This is a genomic window from Cyclobacterium lianum (assembly GCF_900143075.1).
In the GTDB taxonomy this organism is placed as follows: domain Bacteria; phylum Bacteroidota; class Bacteroidia; order Cytophagales; family Cyclobacteriaceae; genus Cyclobacterium; species Cyclobacterium lianum.
On record NZ_FRCY01000016.1, the window covers coordinates 116,914 to 134,754 of the forward strand.

Annotated in this window: 15 protein-coding genes; 12 read left to right on the top strand and 3 right to left on the bottom strand. The window is 47.0% G+C overall.

Translation table 11 applies throughout. From position 1 onward, the window contains the following. The first annotated feature begins 8 nt into the window (after window positions 1-8). Genes BUB19_RS20070 through BUB19_RS20080 form a run of 3 tightly spaced genes read left to right on the top strand, consistent with a single transcriptional unit; the run spans window position 9 to window position 1,404 of the window. Complete coding sequence (locus BUB19_RS20070) at window positions 9-272, top strand: hypothetical protein (RefSeq protein ID WP_073097155.1); 264 nt, start codon at window positions 9-11, stop codon at window positions 270-272. Window positions 273-328: 56 nt separating this feature from the next. Continuing rightward, window positions 329-772 (top strand): hypothetical protein, encoded by a 444-nt coding sequence (locus BUB19_RS20075; RefSeq protein WP_073097157.1) that lies wholly within the window; start codon window positions 329-331, stop codon window positions 770-772. Then, window positions 772-1,404: a flavin reductase family protein gene (locus BUB19_RS20080; protein WP_073097158.1), complete on the top strand. Its 633-nt coding sequence runs from the start codon at window positions 772-774 to the stop codon at window positions 1,402-1,404. Before BUB19_RS20075 ends, BUB19_RS20080 begins: the two co-directional genes overlap by 1 nt. 292 nt (window positions 1,405-1,696) lie before the next feature. Here the strand turns inward: BUB19_RS20080 and BUB19_RS20085 are convergent, their stop codons facing one another. Further along, window positions 1,697-3,163 carry a S1C family serine protease gene (locus BUB19_RS20085; RefSeq protein ID WP_073097160.1) on the bottom strand — a complete coding sequence of 489 codons (1,467 nt, stop codon included), beginning with the start codon at window positions 3,161-3,163 and terminating at the stop codon, window positions 1,697-1,699. 250 nt (window positions 3,164-3,413) lie between these two features. On the opposite strand from BUB19_RS20085, the gene BUB19_RS20090 reads away from it, so the two are divergent. The 4 genes from BUB19_RS20090 to hslU all read left to right on the top strand — a co-directional run bounded on the left by BUB19_RS20090 (window position 3,414) and on the right by hslU (window position 9,984). After that, entirely contained in the window at window positions 3,414-4,577 is a 1,164-nt protein-coding gene (locus BUB19_RS20090; RefSeq protein ID WP_073097162.1) for a 1-deoxy-D-xylulose-5-phosphate reductoisomerase, read from the top strand. A gap of 3 nt (window positions 4,578-4,580) precedes the next feature. Further along, complete coding sequence (rseP, locus tag BUB19_RS20095) at window positions 4,581-5,900, top strand: RIP metalloprotease RseP (RefSeq protein WP_073097164.1); 1,320 nt, start codon at window positions 4,581-4,583, stop codon at window positions 5,898-5,900. A 200-nt stretch (window positions 5,901-6,100) separates the two neighbouring features. Continuing rightward, a complete protein-coding gene (lon, locus tag BUB19_RS20100) occupies window positions 6,101-8,587 on the top strand; it encodes an endopeptidase La (RefSeq protein WP_073097166.1) in 2,487 nt (828 codons plus the stop codon). Window positions 8,588-8,598: 11 nt separating this feature from the next. Further along, complete coding sequence (gene hslU, locus BUB19_RS20105) at window positions 8,599-9,984, top strand: ATP-dependent protease ATPase subunit HslU (RefSeq protein ID WP_073097168.1); 1,386 nt, start codon at window positions 8,599-8,601, stop codon at window positions 9,982-9,984. A 21-nt stretch (window positions 9,985-10,005) separates the two neighbouring features. Here the strand turns inward: hslU and BUB19_RS20110 are convergent, their stop codons facing one another. Both BUB19_RS20110 and BUB19_RS20115 read right to left on the bottom strand, forming a co-directional pair. Next, window positions 10,006-12,135, bottom strand: a complete 2,130-nt coding sequence (locus BUB19_RS20110; RefSeq protein WP_084097503.1) for a xanthine dehydrogenase family protein molybdopterin-binding subunit — start codon at window positions 12,133-12,135, stop codon at window positions 10,006-10,008. A 9-nt stretch (window positions 12,136-12,144) separates the two neighbouring features. Continuing rightward, window positions 12,145-12,588, bottom strand: a complete 444-nt coding sequence (locus BUB19_RS20115; protein ID WP_073097170.1) for a (2Fe-2S)-binding protein — start codon at window positions 12,586-12,588, stop codon at window positions 12,145-12,147. A 311-nt stretch (window positions 12,589-12,899) separates the two neighbouring features. On the opposite strand from BUB19_RS20115, the gene BUB19_RS20120 reads away from it, so the two are divergent. The 5 genes from BUB19_RS20120 to BUB19_RS20140 form a co-directional block, all read left to right on the top strand. Next, window positions 12,900-13,895 (top strand): beta-ketoacyl-ACP synthase III, encoded by a 996-nt coding sequence (locus BUB19_RS20120; RefSeq protein WP_073097172.1) that lies wholly within the window; start codon window positions 12,900-12,902, stop codon window positions 13,893-13,895. 24 nt (window positions 13,896-13,919) lie between these two features. Beyond that, complete coding sequence (gene efp / locus BUB19_RS20125; RefSeq protein WP_073097174.1) at window positions 13,920-14,483, top strand: elongation factor P; 564 nt, start codon at window positions 13,920-13,922, stop codon at window positions 14,481-14,483. Between the two features lie 114 nt (window positions 14,484-14,597). Next, window positions 14,598-15,071, top strand: a complete 474-nt coding sequence (accB, locus tag BUB19_RS20130) for an acetyl-CoA carboxylase biotin carboxyl carrier protein (protein ID WP_073097176.1) — start codon at window positions 14,598-14,600, stop codon at window positions 15,069-15,071. A gap of 32 nt (window positions 15,072-15,103) precedes the next feature. After that, entirely contained in the window at window positions 15,104-16,456 is a 1,353-nt protein-coding gene (gene accC, locus BUB19_RS20135; RefSeq protein WP_073097178.1) for an acetyl-CoA carboxylase biotin carboxylase subunit, read from the top strand. A gap of 203 nt (window positions 16,457-16,659) precedes the next feature. Further along, the coding region (locus tag BUB19_RS20140; protein WP_143156108.1) for a DUF1549 domain-containing protein at window positions 16,660-17,841 on the top strand (1,182 nt) is incomplete at its 3' end.

The following is a 17,841-nucleotide window of genomic DNA, read 5'->3' on the forward strand; positions in this document are numbered from 1 at the left end:
TGAGCAGTATGAGGACTCCACCTGAATCTTATTTGATTTTTAAAGCAGAGCTTAAGAAAGCGCAGCTCGAAAAAGAGCGGCTCAGAAAGGTATATGAAGAGAAACTGCTGGAAATGAATCTGGAACTTGCCAGGCTGAAGGAGCAAATAGAAGCCCAACAGGAGCTGATGAAAACGACAATCAATTATGCCATCAAACTCGAGGGGGATCTGGAAGATTTCAAGGAAGAGGTAGAAAATGAAAAAAAACAAAGAAAAAATTCTTTTCATTAAATCTATTTTTAACTTATTCCGTAAACCAAAGCGTAATTGTTTTTAATTGTGGAAACATGAATGACACCTTGAACAAATCAGCCATGAAAAACTTTGACTTGTCTTTTGAAGGAAGATACGCCAGGGTTTTGGTCAATGAAGCCAGTGGAATCATCATTTGTGAACTTCTTGTGGACTACGTTCCTATCGAAGATTTCAAAGAAACCTTTCACAGGATCTCAGAAATCGTCAAAAAGGGAGACTTTCATAAGTTTATTTTTGACAAGCGGGCACTGAGGGCATTTCACCAGCCAAGCATGGAATGGTACTTTCTGGACTGGAAGAAAGCGATGTACGCGGAAGGCATCACAGTACACCGGAAAATCTTACCTCCTGAAAAATGGTTTGAAAAAATGGTGATGATTGCCAAAAAAGAAATTCTCGAAAAAAATCCCGGTAATATCATTGATAACCTGGACATCAAATACTGTGGTTCACTTGAAGAAGCCATCCTGACCTGATGAAACATTTTGACCGGACAGCAATCCTGGAAGCAGATAAAGACTTCAGAAGGGACTTTATCAATTGTCTTAGCGGATATAAAAGCCTCAACCTCATCGGGACGATCAACCCGGACACCAAAGAAACCAACCTGGCGCCATTCAGCCAGGTTTTTCATGTAGGCGCCAACCCTCCGCTTGTGGGTATTTTGTTCAGGCCGCACAGCGTGGAGCGCCATACGCTGGAAAACATCCTCCAAAACAAGTGTTTTACGCTCAATCATGTAAGCCCTTCATTTTACAAAGCTGCTCACCAAAGTAGTGCCCGCTGGGAGCGTTCCGAATTTGCGGCTACAGGGATGCAGGAAGCCTACCTGGATAATTTTGAAGCTCCATACGTAGCAGAAAGCCCGCTCAAAGTGGGTTGTCGCCTTGCGGATCACCTAACCCTATCCATCAATGAAACTGTTCTGGTGATCGGAAGTATCGAACACGTCTATGTAGAACGAGACGAGGCCCTGGGTGAAGATGGCTTTATTGACCTGGAAAAACTGGGCACGGTGGCCTCATCTGGGATCGATGCCTACCATACAGGCAGGAAGCTGGCCAGACTAGCCTATGCCAAGCCGGATCAACCTGTGAAGGAAATTTGATCCGAATGGAATGGTGCCATAGTACCTCTGTTTAGCCGTATTGGTAGAAGTTGATTGACAATAAACAAACATCTTCTCTCTGACTTACGCTTTCCTCCTCCACTTTAAGGTGCCGGATCTTATTTTAAATTCGAAAATGCCTGCATTACCAATAGCGATACTGTTTCGGCATTGAACGCACGCGGAAGATTTCACGCTTAATAACGTAGTTATTTCAAACGCAGCCGGGAAGGCTGTTCCTTTATTTTTAAGCTGGCACCTATACCCTGGCCCAAAAATCAGGACATCAAGGCTATCGAATCGTATAGGTCTGCACAAAGGGCCTTCCCCCTGGCGTCAGGCCTTCTATTTTCAACCTCCCGCTAAAAGCCTCCAGAAATTCACCGACATCTTCCGGATCATCCGCTTGCTTGTCGTTTATACGCGTAAGGATAAAACCCTCTCCGAGGCCAAGGTCATTCAGATAACCTCTGGTAAGCGATGTGATCTTAATTCCTGATTCGATGCCATAGCGATCTTTTTCTATGGCGTTTACAGTTTCCAGCTTCGCCCCCAGAAGCGGGGAAGTATAAAAAGTACGTTTGATCACGCCGGTTCCGCCAAGTAAATTCTGAAGCATCAATTCCGATTTCTGAAGCCTGTTGTCCCGGCGGTAACTCACTGTTATTTTATCTCCAGGGTAGTAATATGACAGCGCTTCCTCAAAACTTCCTTTGCCGGAGATGGGATTGTCATCAATACCAACGATCACGTCATTTATTTTCATGCCTGCATTTTCAGCGGCACCATTGCGGATCACATGGGAGACAATCACCCCGTCCAGGGAGCTAATTCCCATTTCCTCTGCCAGTTCGGGGGTAATCTCGACTACTTCCAGGCCTGGGATCGCTTTCTGTACCTCTCCAAACCGGATCAGGTCATTGGCAATCTTGGCTGCAATATCTACAGGTACAGCAAAACCATATCCGGTATACGATCCCGTGCGGCTTAAAATGGCGGTATTAATCCCTACCAATTCTCCACGAACGTTCACCAGGGCCCCGCCTGAGTTACCAGGGTTAATGGGGGCATCCGTTTGGATAAATGATTCCAGGGGGAACTCACCCCCCATGATATTGATTTGTCTTTCTTTTGCCGACACAATCCCTGCTGTGACAGTAGATGTCAGGTTAAACGGGTTGCCTACAGCCAAAACCCACTCCCCAATTTGGAGATTTCTGCTACTACCAATCTTTATTGCCGGAAGGTCGGTCGCATCAATCTTTAGCACGGCAATATCTGTATTGGCATCTGCACCGATCAAACTGGCCTTGTATGTCCTTTTCCTGTGAACCACCTCGATTGTTTCGGCACGGTCTATCACATGATTATTGGTAATGATGTAGCCATCTTCAGAGAAGATCACTCCCGACCCGGTACTTACCGACCTTTGGGGACCACCCTGCCCGAAGAAATAATCAAAAATACTGTATCGCCTGGAATCAGTGCCAGAAAAATTCTTGATAAACACCACAGAATTGGTGCTGTTTTCCGAGGCCGCTATAAAGGACTCCGGTTCTGCCCGGGCCGGGAGCGCGGGTTTTTCCGTAAAATTTTCCAGTGTATACTCCTCTGTATGTGAGGTGCGAAAACCAAAATCCAGCGCCTCTTCGGTATCAGAAAGGTGATAGGCCTCGTTTTGGCTGATAAATGCAAAAAACCAGGCTCCCAATATCCCTGCCAGAAATGAAGCTAATACCAATAGTACGTTTTTCAGCATGAGCGTAAATCTTTTAGAATGAAGGTACGGCTGTCTCGCAAGCAAGGCCAATTTTTTAACAAAAATTAGCAAAAGCAGCGGTACGTTTACATCGAATATCCCCCTAATTTGATGCCAGATCGATCACCCTTCTAAAAAGTGCAGGAAAAAACGGGAAAAACTATTTTAACCTTGTAAATTTGTCAGTACGTTCAACACTTGAGATCGTGCATTTAACATCATTACTTTTTTTAGCAAGTAAAAAAAATACATGTCTACAATCAAGCGAGTAGCCATCCTGGGATCTACAGGGAGTATAGGTACACAAACTTTGGAAGTGCTGACCCAACACCCTGATAAATTTCAGGCAGAGGTACTCACTGCACAAAACAACAAAGACTTACTGATCAAACAGGCGCTGGTACACAAGCCAAATGTGGTGGTCATCGGCAATGAAGCTTTATACACAGCGGTAAAAGAGGCCCTTTCATCCGAGCCCATCAAGGTATATGCCGGAGCAAATGCCCTGGCCGATGTGGTCCAGATGGAAACAGTAGACATCGTTATGACAGCCCTGGTAGGCTATGCCGGTCTCTTACCCACGCTAAAAGCGATCGAAGCCCGCAAACCCATTGCCCTGGCCAATAAGGAAACAATGGTAGTGGCAGGAGACCTTGTCACCCAATCGGCCAAAAAGTACAGAGTGAACATTTATCCGGTCGATTCAGAGCATTCTGCGATCTTCCAATGCCTGGTAGGGGAATTTCACAATCCCATCGAGAAAATTATCTTAACTGCTTCAGGAGGTCCCTTTCGGGGCAAAGATACCGCCTTCCTCAAACAGGTATCTAAGGAACAGGCCCTGAAACATCCCAATTGGGACATGGGTGCTAAAATCACTATCGATTCGGCCTCACTGATGAACAAGGGACTGGAGGTGATAGAGGCCAAATGGCTTTTTGGACTGAAAACCGAACAGGTAGAAGTGATCGTTCATCCTCAATCCATAGTGCATTCTTTGGTCCAGTTTGAAGACGGTTCGATAAAAGCACAACTCGGTCTGCCGGATATGCGTATCCCTATTCAGTTTGCTTTATCCTATCCGGAGCGTGTAAAATCAAATTTTCCACGATTTGACTTTATGGATTATCCTAACCTGCAGTTTGAAAAGCCCGATATGAGCACCTTTCGAAACCTGGGTTTGGCTTTTTCTGCACTTAAGAAAGGGGGAAACGCTACCTGTACGCTCAATGCTGCCAATGAAATCGCTGTGGCAGCATTTTTGCAGGACAGAATCAGGTTTCTTGAAATGTCCGACCTTATTGAACAGACCATGGACAATATTGGTTTTATTGAGGAACCTGGTCTGGAAGAGCTCATTCAAACCGATAAAGAGACCAGAATTATATCAGAACAAATCATTAGTAGATTATAGATAATGGATACATTAATAATGGTAGCGCAATTGCTACTTGGCTTGTCAATATTGGTGGGTCTTCATGAAATGGGACATTTGCTGGCAGCAAAAATGTTTGGCATGAGGGTTGAAAAATTCTCTATTGGTTTTCCGCCGAAAATAGCCGGGTTCAAATGGAAAGAGACCGAATATTCGATTGGAGCAATACCTTTGGGAGGATTTGTCAAAATATCGGGGATGGTGGACGAATCCCTCGATTCTGAGCAAATGTCGGCCGAACCAAAACCCTGGGAGTTCCGCTCCAAGCCAGCCTGGCAACGATTGATCGTGATGCTGGGTGGTATATTTGTAAATGTAGTCACAGGCATCATTATCTTTGTTTTTCTGGTGTACAGTAAGGGGGAAACCTACTTTTCCCGGGATCAGGTGATGACCCACGGTATTGTAGCGTACGACATTGGAGAGCAGATAGGTCTGCAGGATGGAGATAAAATAATAGATATCAACGGAGAACCCTACGAATCGTTAAACGATCTGAGCAGCGGTGATGCCTTGCTGAGTTCCGGTGGGTTTTATACCATAGAAAGAAATGGCGAACGCATGAGGATAGGTATTCCCCATGGTTTTATCAATTCTTTTTCCAGTGAGGAAAGTGTTTCCAATTTTATCAATATCCGGTTTCCTTTTGCCGTCCTGGATACAAGTCCCGAGGGGTCTGCCGGGGAGGCCGGCCTGCTGAAAGGCGATAAGATACTGGCAGTAAATGATCAGAAAATCACCTATTTTAATGAATTGCAATCTGCCCTGGCGGACAATAAGGGAAAGGAAGTCAGCCTGACCTTAGAAAGAGAAGGACAGGAGTTGATCACTGACCTGAGAGTGAGTGAGGAAGGCACCATAGGGATAGCCGTAGACAATCTGCTCGAACCGGTGCACAAAAAGTATTCCTTTGCAGAATCCATTCCGCTGGGTACCGAAAGGGCTTTCAGTTTTGTCATCATCAATGCCCGGGCCATGGGCAAGATGTTTACCGGAGAAGTGTCTGCAAAGAACGTTAGCGGGCCGATAGGCATGGCCAAAATATATGGATCTACATGGGATTGGACCAAATTCTGGTCTATCACCGGACTGATCTCTATGATATTGGCATTTATGAATTTATTGCCCATCCCGGCATTGGATGGTGGACACGTGATGTTCCTGATGTATGAGATGATTTCGGGTCGTAGCCCCTCGGATCGTTTTCTTGAAAACGCTCAGAAAGTGGGTATGGTATTGCTCCTGGCCATCATGGTATTTGCCATTGGCAACGATATCCTCAAATTATTCACAGGAACCTGATTGTATTCCCCCTTTTTGCATTGCGCTGGCGGTGAGTCATCGCAATGATAGCAGCAGTTGGCATTTTTATAAGTCTGACAATTTGTTCCCAGGGATAACTTGGCACAGGCCTTGGATGGTTTGAATACAGTCTCTGAACTGAAGGGGATTTTTCCAATATTAAAAAAATAACATGACAGCAAACCTGTCATTATGTCTGTATGAGCAATAACGACAATCAATTATATCATTCATTAATGTTAGGTGATTATTCTGGAGAGGGTGACCTGATCCAACTGATTACAGATGATGATGATGAAGGTACATTGAAAAATGAAAATTTCCCCAAGGAGATACCGATTCTATCTGTAAGAAACACCGTCTTATTTCCGGGAGTGGTTATTCCCATCACTGTGGGCAGGCAGCGATCCATCAAACTGGTAAAAAAAGCCCAGAAGGGAGATAAACTTATCGGTGTCTGTGCCCAGAAAAATCCAAACATGGAAGACCCCTCCTGGGAAGATATCTACAGTGTGGGCACCCTGGCCAAAATCATCAAAATGATTGTTCTTCCTGATGGCAACACCACCATCATCATCCAGGGCAAAAAGCGCTTTCAGATCGAAAAGGAAATTACGGAAGACCCCTATTTTCTGGCGCATGTGCGATATCTGGAAGAAACATTTCCTAGCAACAGTGAAAAAATAGAGGCTCTGGAGCAATCCCTGAAGGAAGCCGCCTTCAAGATACTGCAGCTCAATCCCGAAATCCCCAGGGAGGCTCAGGTGGCACTGGACAACATCGACAGTACGCCCTTTTTGACCCATTTTCTTTCTTCCAATATCAACGCTCCAGTAGAGTCGAAGCAGAAATTGCTGGAGATCAATGACGGCATAGAAAGGGCAACCCTGCTGCTTGAATTCATGATGAAGGACATTCAGATGCTGGAACTGAAAAGTGAAATCCAGAAAAAAGTCCACACAGACATCGATCAGCAACAGCGGGATTATTTTCTCAGACAACAAATGAAAGTCCTTCAGACCGAATTGGGTGAAGAAGGTCCCGAAAAAGAGGTTGAGGAACTGCGCAATAGGGGTAAAAAGAAAAAATGGCCCAAAGAGGTGGGGGTGCAATTCAACAAAGAGCTGGATAAAATCCTTCGGATGAATCCTGCCGCGGCCGAATATCCGATCGCGCTGAATTATGTAGAAGTACTGGTCGATCTGCCCTGGAACGAGTTTACTACGGATAACTTTGATCTGAAAAGAGCAAAAACAATCCTGGACCGCGACCATTCCGGACTGGATAAGGTCAAGGAGCGCATCATAGAATACCTCGCAGTATTGAAATTAAAGCGAGACCTCAAAGGACCTATTTTGTGCCTTTACGGCCCTCCAGGTGTAGGTAAAACATCTCTGGGCAAATCAATTGCCAAGGCCCTGGGCAGGAAATATATCCGGATGTCACTGGGTGGTCTCCACGACGAAGCTGAGATCAGGGGACATAGAAAAACCTATGTGGGGGCTATGCCTGGAAAGATCATTCAAAACATGAAAAAGGCAAAATCGTCCAACCCTGTGTTTGTGCTGGATGAAATTGATAAACTGAGTTCCGATTTCAGGGGAGACCCTTCCTCCGCCTTTCTTGAGGTACTGGATCCGGAGCAAAACAATGCCTTCGTGGACAATTACCTGGACCTGGAGTACGACCTGTCCAAAGTGTTGTTTATCGCTACTGCCAATACGCTGGAAACGCTGCAGCCGGCCCTCAGAGACCGGATGGAGATCATAGAAGTGACCGGCTACACCATGGAGGAGAAGGTGGAAATCGCTAAGAAACACCTGGTACCCAAACAACGTAAGGAACACGGCTTAAAAGCAAAAGACATCAGCTTTTCGAAAGAGGCCCTGGTGAAAATCATTGAAGACTATACCCGGGAATCCGGAGTACGGAGCCTGGAGCGGCAGATCGGCAAGGTAGTAAGAAACATCACCAAGTCCATCGCTACCGAAGAGCTCTACCAAAAGAAAATCACGCCTCAGATGGTCCGTAAAATTCTGGGTGGTGAAGTTTTTGATAAAGAAATATATCAGGACAATTCCCTTGCTGGCGTGGTGACAGGACTTGCCTGGACATCGGTAGGCGGAGAAATACTGTTTATAGAAGCCAGCATAAGCCGTGGAAAAGGGAAACTTACCCTTTCCGGCCAGTTGGGCGATGTGATGAAAGAATCGGCAATGACAGCCATCTCCTTTCTCAAGTCACGGGCGGAGAGCCTGAACATCGACCACCGGGTATTCGATCAGTATGACCTGCACATACACGTTCCTGCAGGAGCCGTACCCAAAGATGGTCCTTCCGCAGGGATTACTATGCTTACAGCCATAGCCTCCGTTTACACCCAGCGAAAAGTAAAATCCAGACTGGCGATGACCGGCGAAATTACCCTGCGAGGAAAGGTAATGCCGGTAGGAGGAATTAAGGAAAAAATACTAGCTGCCAAAAGAGCAGGAATCGAAGACATCATCCTCTGTAAAAGAAACATGCGAGACATTGAAGAAATAGATGAAAGCTACCTCAAAGGCGTCCGCTTTCATTTTGTAGACCATGTCAGCGAAGTATTGGACATCGCATTGTTGAAAGAAACTGTTTCCCGGCCCGTCAAGTTTACGTTTGACGCCGAGACCAGGAAATCTGAGGAGAAATAAATATTGAAAAAATGAATCAACTTACCCCAAAGCAAATAGTAGCAGAACTGGATAAATACATCATTGGTCAAATGGATGCCAAACGAAATGTAGCCATTGCCCTGAGAAACCGCATCCGGAGACTAATGGTAAAATCCGAGCTACAGAAGGACATCGTGCCCAACAACATATTGATGATCGGCTCCACCGGGGTAGGTAAGACTGAAATTGCCCGCAGGCTGGCCAAGATCGCCAATGCACCCTTCACCAAGGTTGAAGCATCGAAATTCACAGAGGTAGGTTATGTGGGAAGGGATGTGGAATCTATGGTCAGGGACCTGGTAGAACAGTCTGTGAACCTGGTCAAAGAAGCAAAAAATGAAGAAGTAAAAGAAAAAGCAGCGGTCATCGTGGAGGACCTGCTTTTGGATATACTCATTCCACCTGTTAAAGGCAAGGGTTTCAGCCCGGCTAGCGGCAAAGGCGATTTCGATCCGGACCAGGCTTCCGAACAGGAGCTGAATGAAAAAACGCGGGAAAGGTTTAAGGAAAAGCTTAAAGCCGGAGAACTGGAAGAAAGAAAAATTGAAATCAATGTGAAGCAGACTTCCACTCCCGGCATCGGCATGATCGGGAATGGCATGATGGATGAAGCGAGCATGGCAGGGTTACAAGACATGCTAAGCAATATGATGCCCAAACGTACCAAGAAACGTAAGGTCAGTATCGCCGAAGCAAGAAAGATACTTATGGAGGAAGAGGCATCCAAGTTGATCGATTTTGATGAAGTTAAAGAGCAGGCCATCAAACTGGCCGAGAACAACGGTATCATTTTTATTGATGAAATCGATAAGATCGCTTCCGGGACAAGTAAAACAGGGGGAGGACCGGATGTCAGCAGGGAAGGTGTACAACGGGATCTGTTGCCCATAGTAGAGGGAAGTGCCGTTAATACGAAATACGGGCTGGTACATACCGACCACGTACTTTTTATTGCAGCAGGTGCTTTTCACGTCAGCAAGCCCTCTGATCTTATCCCGGAACTTCAGGGAAGATTTCCGATACGGGTAGAACTGACCAGCCTGACTCAGGAAGATTTTTACATGATCCTTAAAGATCCCAAAAATGCGCTGACCAAGCAATACCAGGCACTATTTGAGTCTGAGCAGGTGTATCTGGAATACACCGATGATGCCATCCGGGAAATTGCTGCGCTGGCATTCAGCATCAATGAAGAAGTAGAAAATATTGGTGCACGCCGCTTACATACGGTGATGAGTCATCTTTTGAATGATTTTTTATTCGAGGTGCCCGATACCATCCAACCCAACAGCAAAATCATGATCACCAGAGAGATGGTTCAGGAAAGACTCAGTTCGCTGGTGAAGAACCGAGATCTTTCGCAATATATCCTGTAATTCCCCGGCGGAGCTTTCGGATCAGGCCTCCGGCACGATTCCGGCAGGCAGCATGGGAAGGCGGTTGATTCTGATACCGACGGCGTCATCGATGGCATTGCGGATAGCCGGTGCTATGCAGACGATCGGCGCCTCTCCTGCACCTGAAGAGGGCAGATCCTTTCTGTCTACCAAAATGACTTTCATTTCCGGAACATCTTTAAATCTGGGCACGCGGTAGGAAGAAAGAAATGCATTTGAGATGTCTCCCTCATTGAACGCCACCGATTCAAAAAGTGCTCCTCCCAATCCCTGCAGCACGCAGCCGGAAACCTGGCTTTCCAAATGCCTGGGGTTGATGATGGCACCGCATTCGAAGGCCGTTACAGCTTTGATTATTTTCAACTCCCTGCTTTGGGGATGAACCGATATTTCCGCAAAGGTAGCCACAAATCCGCCTTTAACGGCACCACAGGCCATCCCAAAGCCATGTTGTGTATCCGGACGGCGACTGTTCCAGCCGAATGCTTCGGCAGCGGCTTCAATTACGGCTATGAGCCGTTTGTCGTTCAGGTTGTTTAATCTGAATTGCAGCGGGTCTGCACCCACCTTCCCTGCCAGATCGTTGATGGTAGATTCTATGGCAAAAATATTGGCCGTAGAGGCCAGAGCCCGATAGGATCCCTGTCGCAGGGGAGAGTCAGCGCGGTGGTATTCCTGATGCTTGTGGGCTGCGGCATAGGGCAGGTCTATGCCCGCACCTCCGGAATTGTAGTTGTGGAATTCCCAGGACAAAATCCCGCTTTTGTCTGCTGCTCCCCTCACCTTGATCAAGCCTGCAGGCCTGAAGTATGCCCATTTGAATTCTTCTTCCCTGGTCCAGTTGACTTTTACCGGCTGACCAGTGGCTTTCGACAAGCGGGCAGCTTCTATCCCTGCTTCCCCGGTATGCTTGCCCCCATAGCCTGACCCGGTGTCGGGCATGTACACCCTTACCTTATCCTTACTGAGCTGAAAGGTACGTTCCAGCTCCTCCTGTACGCCAAAAGGACGCTGCGTACCCGTCCAGACCTCGAGTAGGCCATCACTGCTCCATCGGGCCAGACCCGCCCTGGGTTCTAATGGTACGTGGGCAATATATTGCACCTCAAAATCCTGCTGAACCTGATGCGCTGCAGAATCAAAAGCGTTTGATACCTGAGAGCTGACGGCCTTGCCATTGTCAGCAGTTTGCAACAGGTGCTCGAACAGCCTGTCCCCGGAGACCTGGGGTGGTCTTTCCCAGTCGGCTTCTATGCTTGCCAGCGCCATGGCTGCGGTGCGGGTATCTTTCGCCGTAACACCAACAAAATCCCCCTCTCTAACCAACTGAACTCCGGGCATGGCCGCTGCTTTTTCTGTATTCAAAGCCTTAAGCCTTGCTCCCTGCACCGGCGGTCTGAGTACTTTGCCATAGCGCATATCGGGAAGGACCATGTCAGATACATACCTGTGTTTTCCGGTGATAAACTCCCGGCCATTTACCTTCGGCACGGACGTTCCTGCCACTCTCCAACCTGAGGGATCGATGGTCGGCACATTATCGTCCATTTGCTGCAATAGTTTTTTTCCGTTGGCCAGGTCGGCATATGCGAGACGCTTGCCATTTTGAGGATGCCGGACAGTACCTTGTTCTACTTGCAGGCTTACGGTCCCCAGCTTCCATTCCTGCCTGGCTTCGTCCAACAAAATTTCCCGCAGGTTGGCCGCGGCCTTTCTCAGGATCGGCGCCATCTGGGGCGTGGTCAAACTCCCATAGGTACCCCTGTCATACGGGGTAAGCTGGGTATCTCCCATGATCAGGGTAATCGACGAAACGGGTAAAAAAAGCTCCTCGGCCACTACCTGCGTCAGGGAAGTCCGGATATTCTGCCCGACTTCCACCTTACCGGTAAACACCGTTACTTCCCCTGAAGCGGACAAATGTATCCAGGAGGAAAGCTGGTCTGCAACGGGATGCCCCTCTTCCTGCCCCGAAATTAATGTTGCACCAAGGTAGTCTGACCACACAAAATAGGTGGCAATGCCCGCTCCCATATATTTAAAGAAATTTCTTCGGCTCAGGCCCTCCCCGGGCAGTTTACGGGTTTGTTTTTCCTTGCTTTCTTTCTTGATCCGCTCCTTTTCCATCATTTTTTTGGTTTAGCTTATTTTGCTCAATGCATCGATAATTTGGGGGTAGGTACAACAACGGCAAATATTTCCATTCATTCCCTCAACAATTTCCTGGCGGCTCAGGGGCTTTTTCTTTTCCGTTAATGCAACAGCAGTAAGGATCATGCCCGGCGCACAATAGCTGCACTGAAACACGTCCTCTTCCAGCAGCACTTGCTGTACAGGGTGCAAACTGCCCTCTTTCTCCAAACCTTCTATGGTCACGATGCTTTTTCCCTGCACGGCTGTAGCAGGAGTAATGCAGGAGGGCGTCGGCACACCATTGACCAATACCTTGCATGCCCCGCAGGCTGCCTCACCGCAGCCATATTTGGTACCTGTCAGGTCCAACTGCTCCCGGAGCACCTCCAGTAGGCTGGGGTTGCCATCTACTTCTACGGTATATTCCTTGTCATTTACATTTATCCTCATGGCTTGTCAATTAGATCTATAAACATTTTAAATTAAATAAATAATGCCAGAAATACAATTCAATCGATTTTTCCGGGCGGATCATACCGTCAGTTTCAGCAGCTTTATATCCATTTATTTTTCTTATCTCCAAAAAAACTTTGGTGGACCAGCACTTTTTAAATAATTTTGGCATTTAAAATTTGCTTTGCTTTTCACTTATTTGAAAAGACAAGACTTGTTAAACAAGGATTCGCCAATAAAATCTGTCCTTTCGCTATACACAATGCGACAGTCCTACCCGATTCCTACATGAGACTAGAATACTTCCAATGAAAAAAAGAGCTGTAATTACAGGTGTACATGCTTGGGTACCCCCTTATGTGCTGGGCAACAAAGAACTGGAAACCATGGTGGACACCAATGATGAGTGGATTACCAGCAGAACAGGCATTAAGGAAAGAAGAATACTAAAAGGAGAAAACCAGGGCACATCGGTTATTGGAACCGAAGCGGTAAAGGGTTTGCTTGAGAAAACAGGTACCGATCCGGCAGAAATCGATTTGATCATCTGCGCCACTGTCACCCCCGACATGCTTTTTCCTGCCACTGCCAATATTGTGGCACACAATGTAGGCGCAAAAAACAGTTATAGCTTTGACATATCGGCCGCCTGCTCCGGGTTTTTGTATGCCCTCTCCATAGGAAGTCAGTTTATCGAAACCGGTGCCCACAAGAAAGTGATCGTGATTGGTGCAGACAAAATGTCCTCTATCGTCAACTATCAGGACCGGACCACCTGTATCATATTCGGCGACGGTGGCGGAGCTGTATTGCTCGAACCTACCGAGGAGCCCCTTGGAGTAATGGATGCCCTGCTGCATACTGACGGTTCCGGAGCCGATTTCCTGCACATGCGTGCGGGCGGCAGCAGGAAACCCGCAACGCTGGAGACAGTAACCAACCGGGAGCATTATGTCTTTCAGGAAGGATCCACGGTGTTTAAGTTTGCAGTGACCAATATGGCAGATGTAAGTGCCAAAATAATGCAAAAAAACAACCTGACAGCAGATGATGTGGCCTGGCTGGTACCCCATCAGGCCAACAAGAGAATCATCGATGCCACGGCAAACCGCATGGGCATAGGGCCGGAAAAAGTGATGCTGAACATAGAAAAATATGGCAATACCACCGCCGGCACTATTCCATTATGTCTTTGGGATTATGAATCTCAGCTCAATAAAGGTGATAACCTTATTTTGGCGGCATTTGGTGGTGGATTTACCTGGGGTGCTGTATATTTGAAGTGGGGATATGATCCCAAATAATCGCTAAAATCTAAAATTTCACATATGGCAAGTACCGCTGATTTTAAAAATGGACTTTGTCTGGAATTCAACAATGACATCATGACCATTGTAGAGTTCCAGCATGTAAAACCCGGCAAGGGTCCTGCTTTTGTCAGAACAAAACTGAAAAGTCTGACCTCCGGTAAAGTTCTGGACAAAACCTTCAGCTCCGGGGAAAAGATCACCACCGCCCGGGTGGAAAAAAGACCCCATCAGTTTATTTACAACGACGATCTGGGGTACCACTTCATGAACATGGAGAATTTTGAACAGATACCCATAGAAGAAAAGCTGATCGAAAGACCCGAATTGCTGAAAGAAGGGCAGATGGTGGACATTTTGGTTCACGATGAGACCGAAACGCCACTTGGTGTAGAGCTCCCCCCATTTGTAGAATTAATGGTAACCTATACCGAGCCTGGCATAAAAGGGGACACGGCTACCAATACCTTAAAACCTGCTACCCTGGAAACGGGCGCTGTTGTAATGGTACCGCTGTTTGTAGATCAGGACATCATGATCAAGGTAGATACGCGCGATGGATCCTACTCGGAGAGAGTGAAATAAAGCAGATTGATTGAATAAAAATTAATAATTTTACATAGTTTTACCTTACCACATTTATAAAATACGAATAGGGAAGCTCTGATCAGTAAGCGCGACTCTCAAATAAAACGTTTTATGAAAGCAAAAGAAATCCAAGAATTAATAGACTTTATTTCCAATTCCGGTCTGGCAGAGGTAAAAATAGAGACAGATGAGTTCAAGCTTTCCATCAAAAAACACGCTGAGGCCCCCGCTGCAAAGGCGGTAGAAAACCATTACACCCCAATCCCTGCCGCCGCACCCAACCCTGAGCCGGCAACGCAAAAAGAAGCAGTTTCAGAAAGCAATGAACATGCAAACCGTTCCCTGCTTGAAGTAAAATCCCCCATGATTGGTACCTTTTACCGCTCTGCCAATCCGGACGCCGATTTCTTTGTCAATATTGGAGATACCATTCAGAAAGGGCAAACCGTATGTATTATTGAAGCCATGAAGCTCTTCAATGAGGTAGAGTCCGAAATTTCCGGAAAAGTAGTTAAAGTATTGGTTGAAGACGCTTCTCCGGTGGAGTACGACCAGCCGCTGTTTCTGATCGAGCCTCAGGATTGATTATTTTTGCAACCTAACTGACCAAAAGTAAAGTGTTTAACAAAATATTAATAGCCAATAGAGGGGAAATTGCATTGCGGGTCATCCGTACCTGTAAGGAAATGGGAGTCAAAACGGTAGCTGTATATTCTACTGTTGATAAAGATAGCCTCCATGTTAGATTTGCTGATGAAGCAGTTTGCATCGGATCTCCGGCGAGTAAGGATTCCTACCTGAATATCCCCCGGATAATCGCGGCCGCGGAAATCACCAACGCTGATGCCATTCATCCCGGCTATGGCTTTTTGTCCGAAAATGCTGAGTTTTCGCGGATCTGCGAAGAGTACAATATCAAGTTTATTGGTGCAAGTCCCGAAATGATCAATAAGATGGGGGATAAGGCCACAGCCAAAGCCACTATGGCCGCTGCAGGAGTGCCCACCATACCGGGTTCCGAAGGCCTGCTGAGCTCTATAGATGAAGGTCTCAGACTGGCAGACGAAGTGGGCTATCCGGTCATCCTCAAAGCCACCGCCGGAGGAGGCGGAAAGGGAATGCGGATCGTCAAAGAACCCTCGGGCTTCAAAAAGGCCTGGGATGATGCCCGGCAGGAATCTGCGGCAGCATTTGGCAACAACGGCCTTTATCTGGAAAAGTTTGTGGAGGAACCCCGCCACATAGAAATTCAGGTGATCGGAGATGCTTCCGGAAAGGCCTGTCACCTCTCTGAAAGGGATTGTTCTATACAGAGAAGGCACCAAAAATTAGTGGAAGAGACCCCTTCTCCTTTTATCACCGATGAGTTGAGAGAAAGAATGGGCAAGGCTGCCATCAAAGGCGCCGAAGCCATCGGTTATGAGGGCGCAGGTACCATAGAATTTCTCGTCGATAAAAACCGCGACTTTTACTTTATGGAGATGAATACCCGTATTCAGGTAGAGCATCCGATTACTGAAGAAGTCACTGATTTTGACCTGATCAAAGAACAGATCAAAGTAGCGGCAGGAGAACCTATCAGCGGGAAAAATTATTATCCCAAACTCTACGCCATGGAATGCCGGATCAATGCAGAAGATCCCCGAAATGGATTCAGACCCAGTCCCGGCAAGATCGTCAACCTGCACCTACCAGGGGGTAAAGGGGTGCGCATAGACAGCCATGTGTATGCCGGATACATTATCCCGCCAAATTACGACTCCATGATCGCCAAGTTAATTGTAAGCGGGCAATCCCGGGAGGAAGTTATCGTCCGTATGAAGCGGGCACTGGAGGAGTTTGTAATCGATGGTATTAAGACCACCATTCCCTTCCACCTGACATTACTGGAAGATCCCGATTTCATCTCCGGTAACTTTACTACGAAATTTTTAGATAATTTTGATTTTTCAAAAATAAAATCTCTTTAGCGCCTGACTGCTACCCGGTAACACACCAATCACCGGATCAAAAGGAAAGCAATCGTACTTTCCTTTTGATCCGGTGATTTTTTTATCCCCTACCTTCCTACCACTCAGCCTTTATTTCAATGCCATTTTCATTTTTCGCTTGTTATTGCAGAGATATTTTGTGAAATTGTTGATTGTTAACAATTTAAGCAGATACGAAATTTATGCTCAGGCAATCGCTATATTTCATATTATTGGTAGCTGTTGGGTCAGCAGCTTGTTCGGAAAAACCTACATCTGTAGCTCCGGGTATGGCCGACCAGATCAGCTATAATTTCCACGTCCGCCCCATTTTATCCGACAATTGTTTTGCTTGCCATGGCCCGGATGAAAACAAACGGGAAGCAGGGCTGAGGCTGGACATGGCCGAGAGTGCTTTTGCAGCGCTTAAGGAAAACCCCGGTGCGCATGCCATAGTACCCGGAAAACCGGCAGAATCAGAGGTTGTGAAGCGACTCGAAACTACCGACGAACCGGAAATGATGCCCCCTCCCGAATCCAACCTCAAACTTACGGCCGAAGAAGTGGCCATCATCAAAAAATGGATCAAACAGGGAGCCGAATACCAACCGCATTGGGCATTTGTGCCGCCGGTAAAATCCGATCTGCCAAAAGTTTCCGACGCCGACTGGGTGCAGCATGATATCGACCACTTCATCCTGGCCAGACTCGATCAACTCGGGCTGAAACCAAACCCCGTTGCCGATAAAATGCACCTGCTCAAGCGCCTGAGCATTGACCTGACCGGTCTGCCTCCAGGCCTTGAGCTCATGCAGGCATACCGTGAAGATGAAAGCCCTGAGGCCACTGAAAAAATCATCGACCGGCTGCTGGAGAGCCCTGCATTCGGCGAACGCATGGCCGTGCTTTGGATGGACATATCCAGGTATTCGGACAGCTATGGCTATCAGGATGACAATATCCGCACACAGTGGCCCTACAGAGACTGGGTGATCCATGCTTTCAATGAGAACATGCCTTACGATCAGTTTATCACCTGGCAACTCGCCGGAGACCTCCTGCCCGATCCCAGCAAGGAGCAGATACTGGCCACCGCCTTTAACAGAAACCACAAGTATACAGAGGAAGGTGGCGTCATCCCGGAAGAATACCGCGTAGAGTACAACGTAGACAAGACCAATACCTTCAGCAAAGCCATTCTGGGCATGACCGTGGAATGTGCGCAGTGTCATGACCACAAATATGACCCCATCTCGCAGGAAAACTACTTCCAGATGTATGCCTTCTTCAACAATACTCCTGAGAAAGGCTATGAGGGAGACGTGAGCATTTCCAAGCCCGCCAAACACCCCATCATGTGGGTCGAACACGATGACCTGGATGGC

Coding starts and splice junctions, on each gene's coding strand:
- rseP (WP_073097164.1), top strand. CDS start 4,581: ATGGATACATTAATAATGGTAGCGCAATTGCTACTTGGCTTGTCAATA.
- accB (WP_073097176.1), top strand. CDS start 14,598: ATGAAAGCAAAAGAAATCCAAGAATTAATAGACTTTATTTCCAATTCC.
- BUB19_RS20110 (WP_084097503.1), bottom strand. CDS start 12,135: ATGATGGAAAAGGAGCGGATCAAGAAAGAAAGCAAGGAAAAACAAACC.
- BUB19_RS20090 (WP_073097162.1), top strand. CDS start 3,414: ATGTCTACAATCAAGCGAGTAGCCATCCTGGGATCTACAGGGAGTATA.
- BUB19_RS20115 (WP_073097170.1), bottom strand. CDS start 12,588: ATGAGGATAAATGTAAATGACAAGGAATATACCGTAGAAGTAGATGGC.
- lon (WP_073097166.1), top strand. CDS start 6,101: ATGAGCAATAACGACAATCAATTATATCATTCATTAATGTTAGGTGAT.
- BUB19_RS20120 (WP_073097172.1), top strand. CDS start 12,900: ATGAAAAAAAGAGCTGTAATTACAGGTGTACATGCTTGGGTACCCCCT.
- efp (WP_073097174.1), top strand. CDS start 13,920: ATGGCAAGTACCGCTGATTTTAAAAATGGACTTTGTCTGGAATTCAAC.
- BUB19_RS20070 (WP_073097155.1), top strand. CDS start 9: ATGAGGACTCCACCTGAATCTTATTTGATTTTTAAAGCAGAGCTTAAG.
- BUB19_RS20085 (WP_073097160.1), bottom strand. CDS start 3,163: ATGCTGAAAAACGTACTATTGGTATTAGCTTCATTTCTGGCAGGGATA.
- hslU (WP_073097168.1), top strand. CDS start 8,599: ATGAATCAACTTACCCCAAAGCAAATAGTAGCAGAACTGGATAAATAC.
- BUB19_RS20075 (WP_073097157.1), top strand. CDS start 329: ATGAATGACACCTTGAACAAATCAGCCATGAAAAACTTTGACTTGTCT.
- BUB19_RS20080 (WP_073097158.1), top strand. CDS start 772: ATGAAACATTTTGACCGGACAGCAATCCTGGAAGCAGATAAAGACTTC.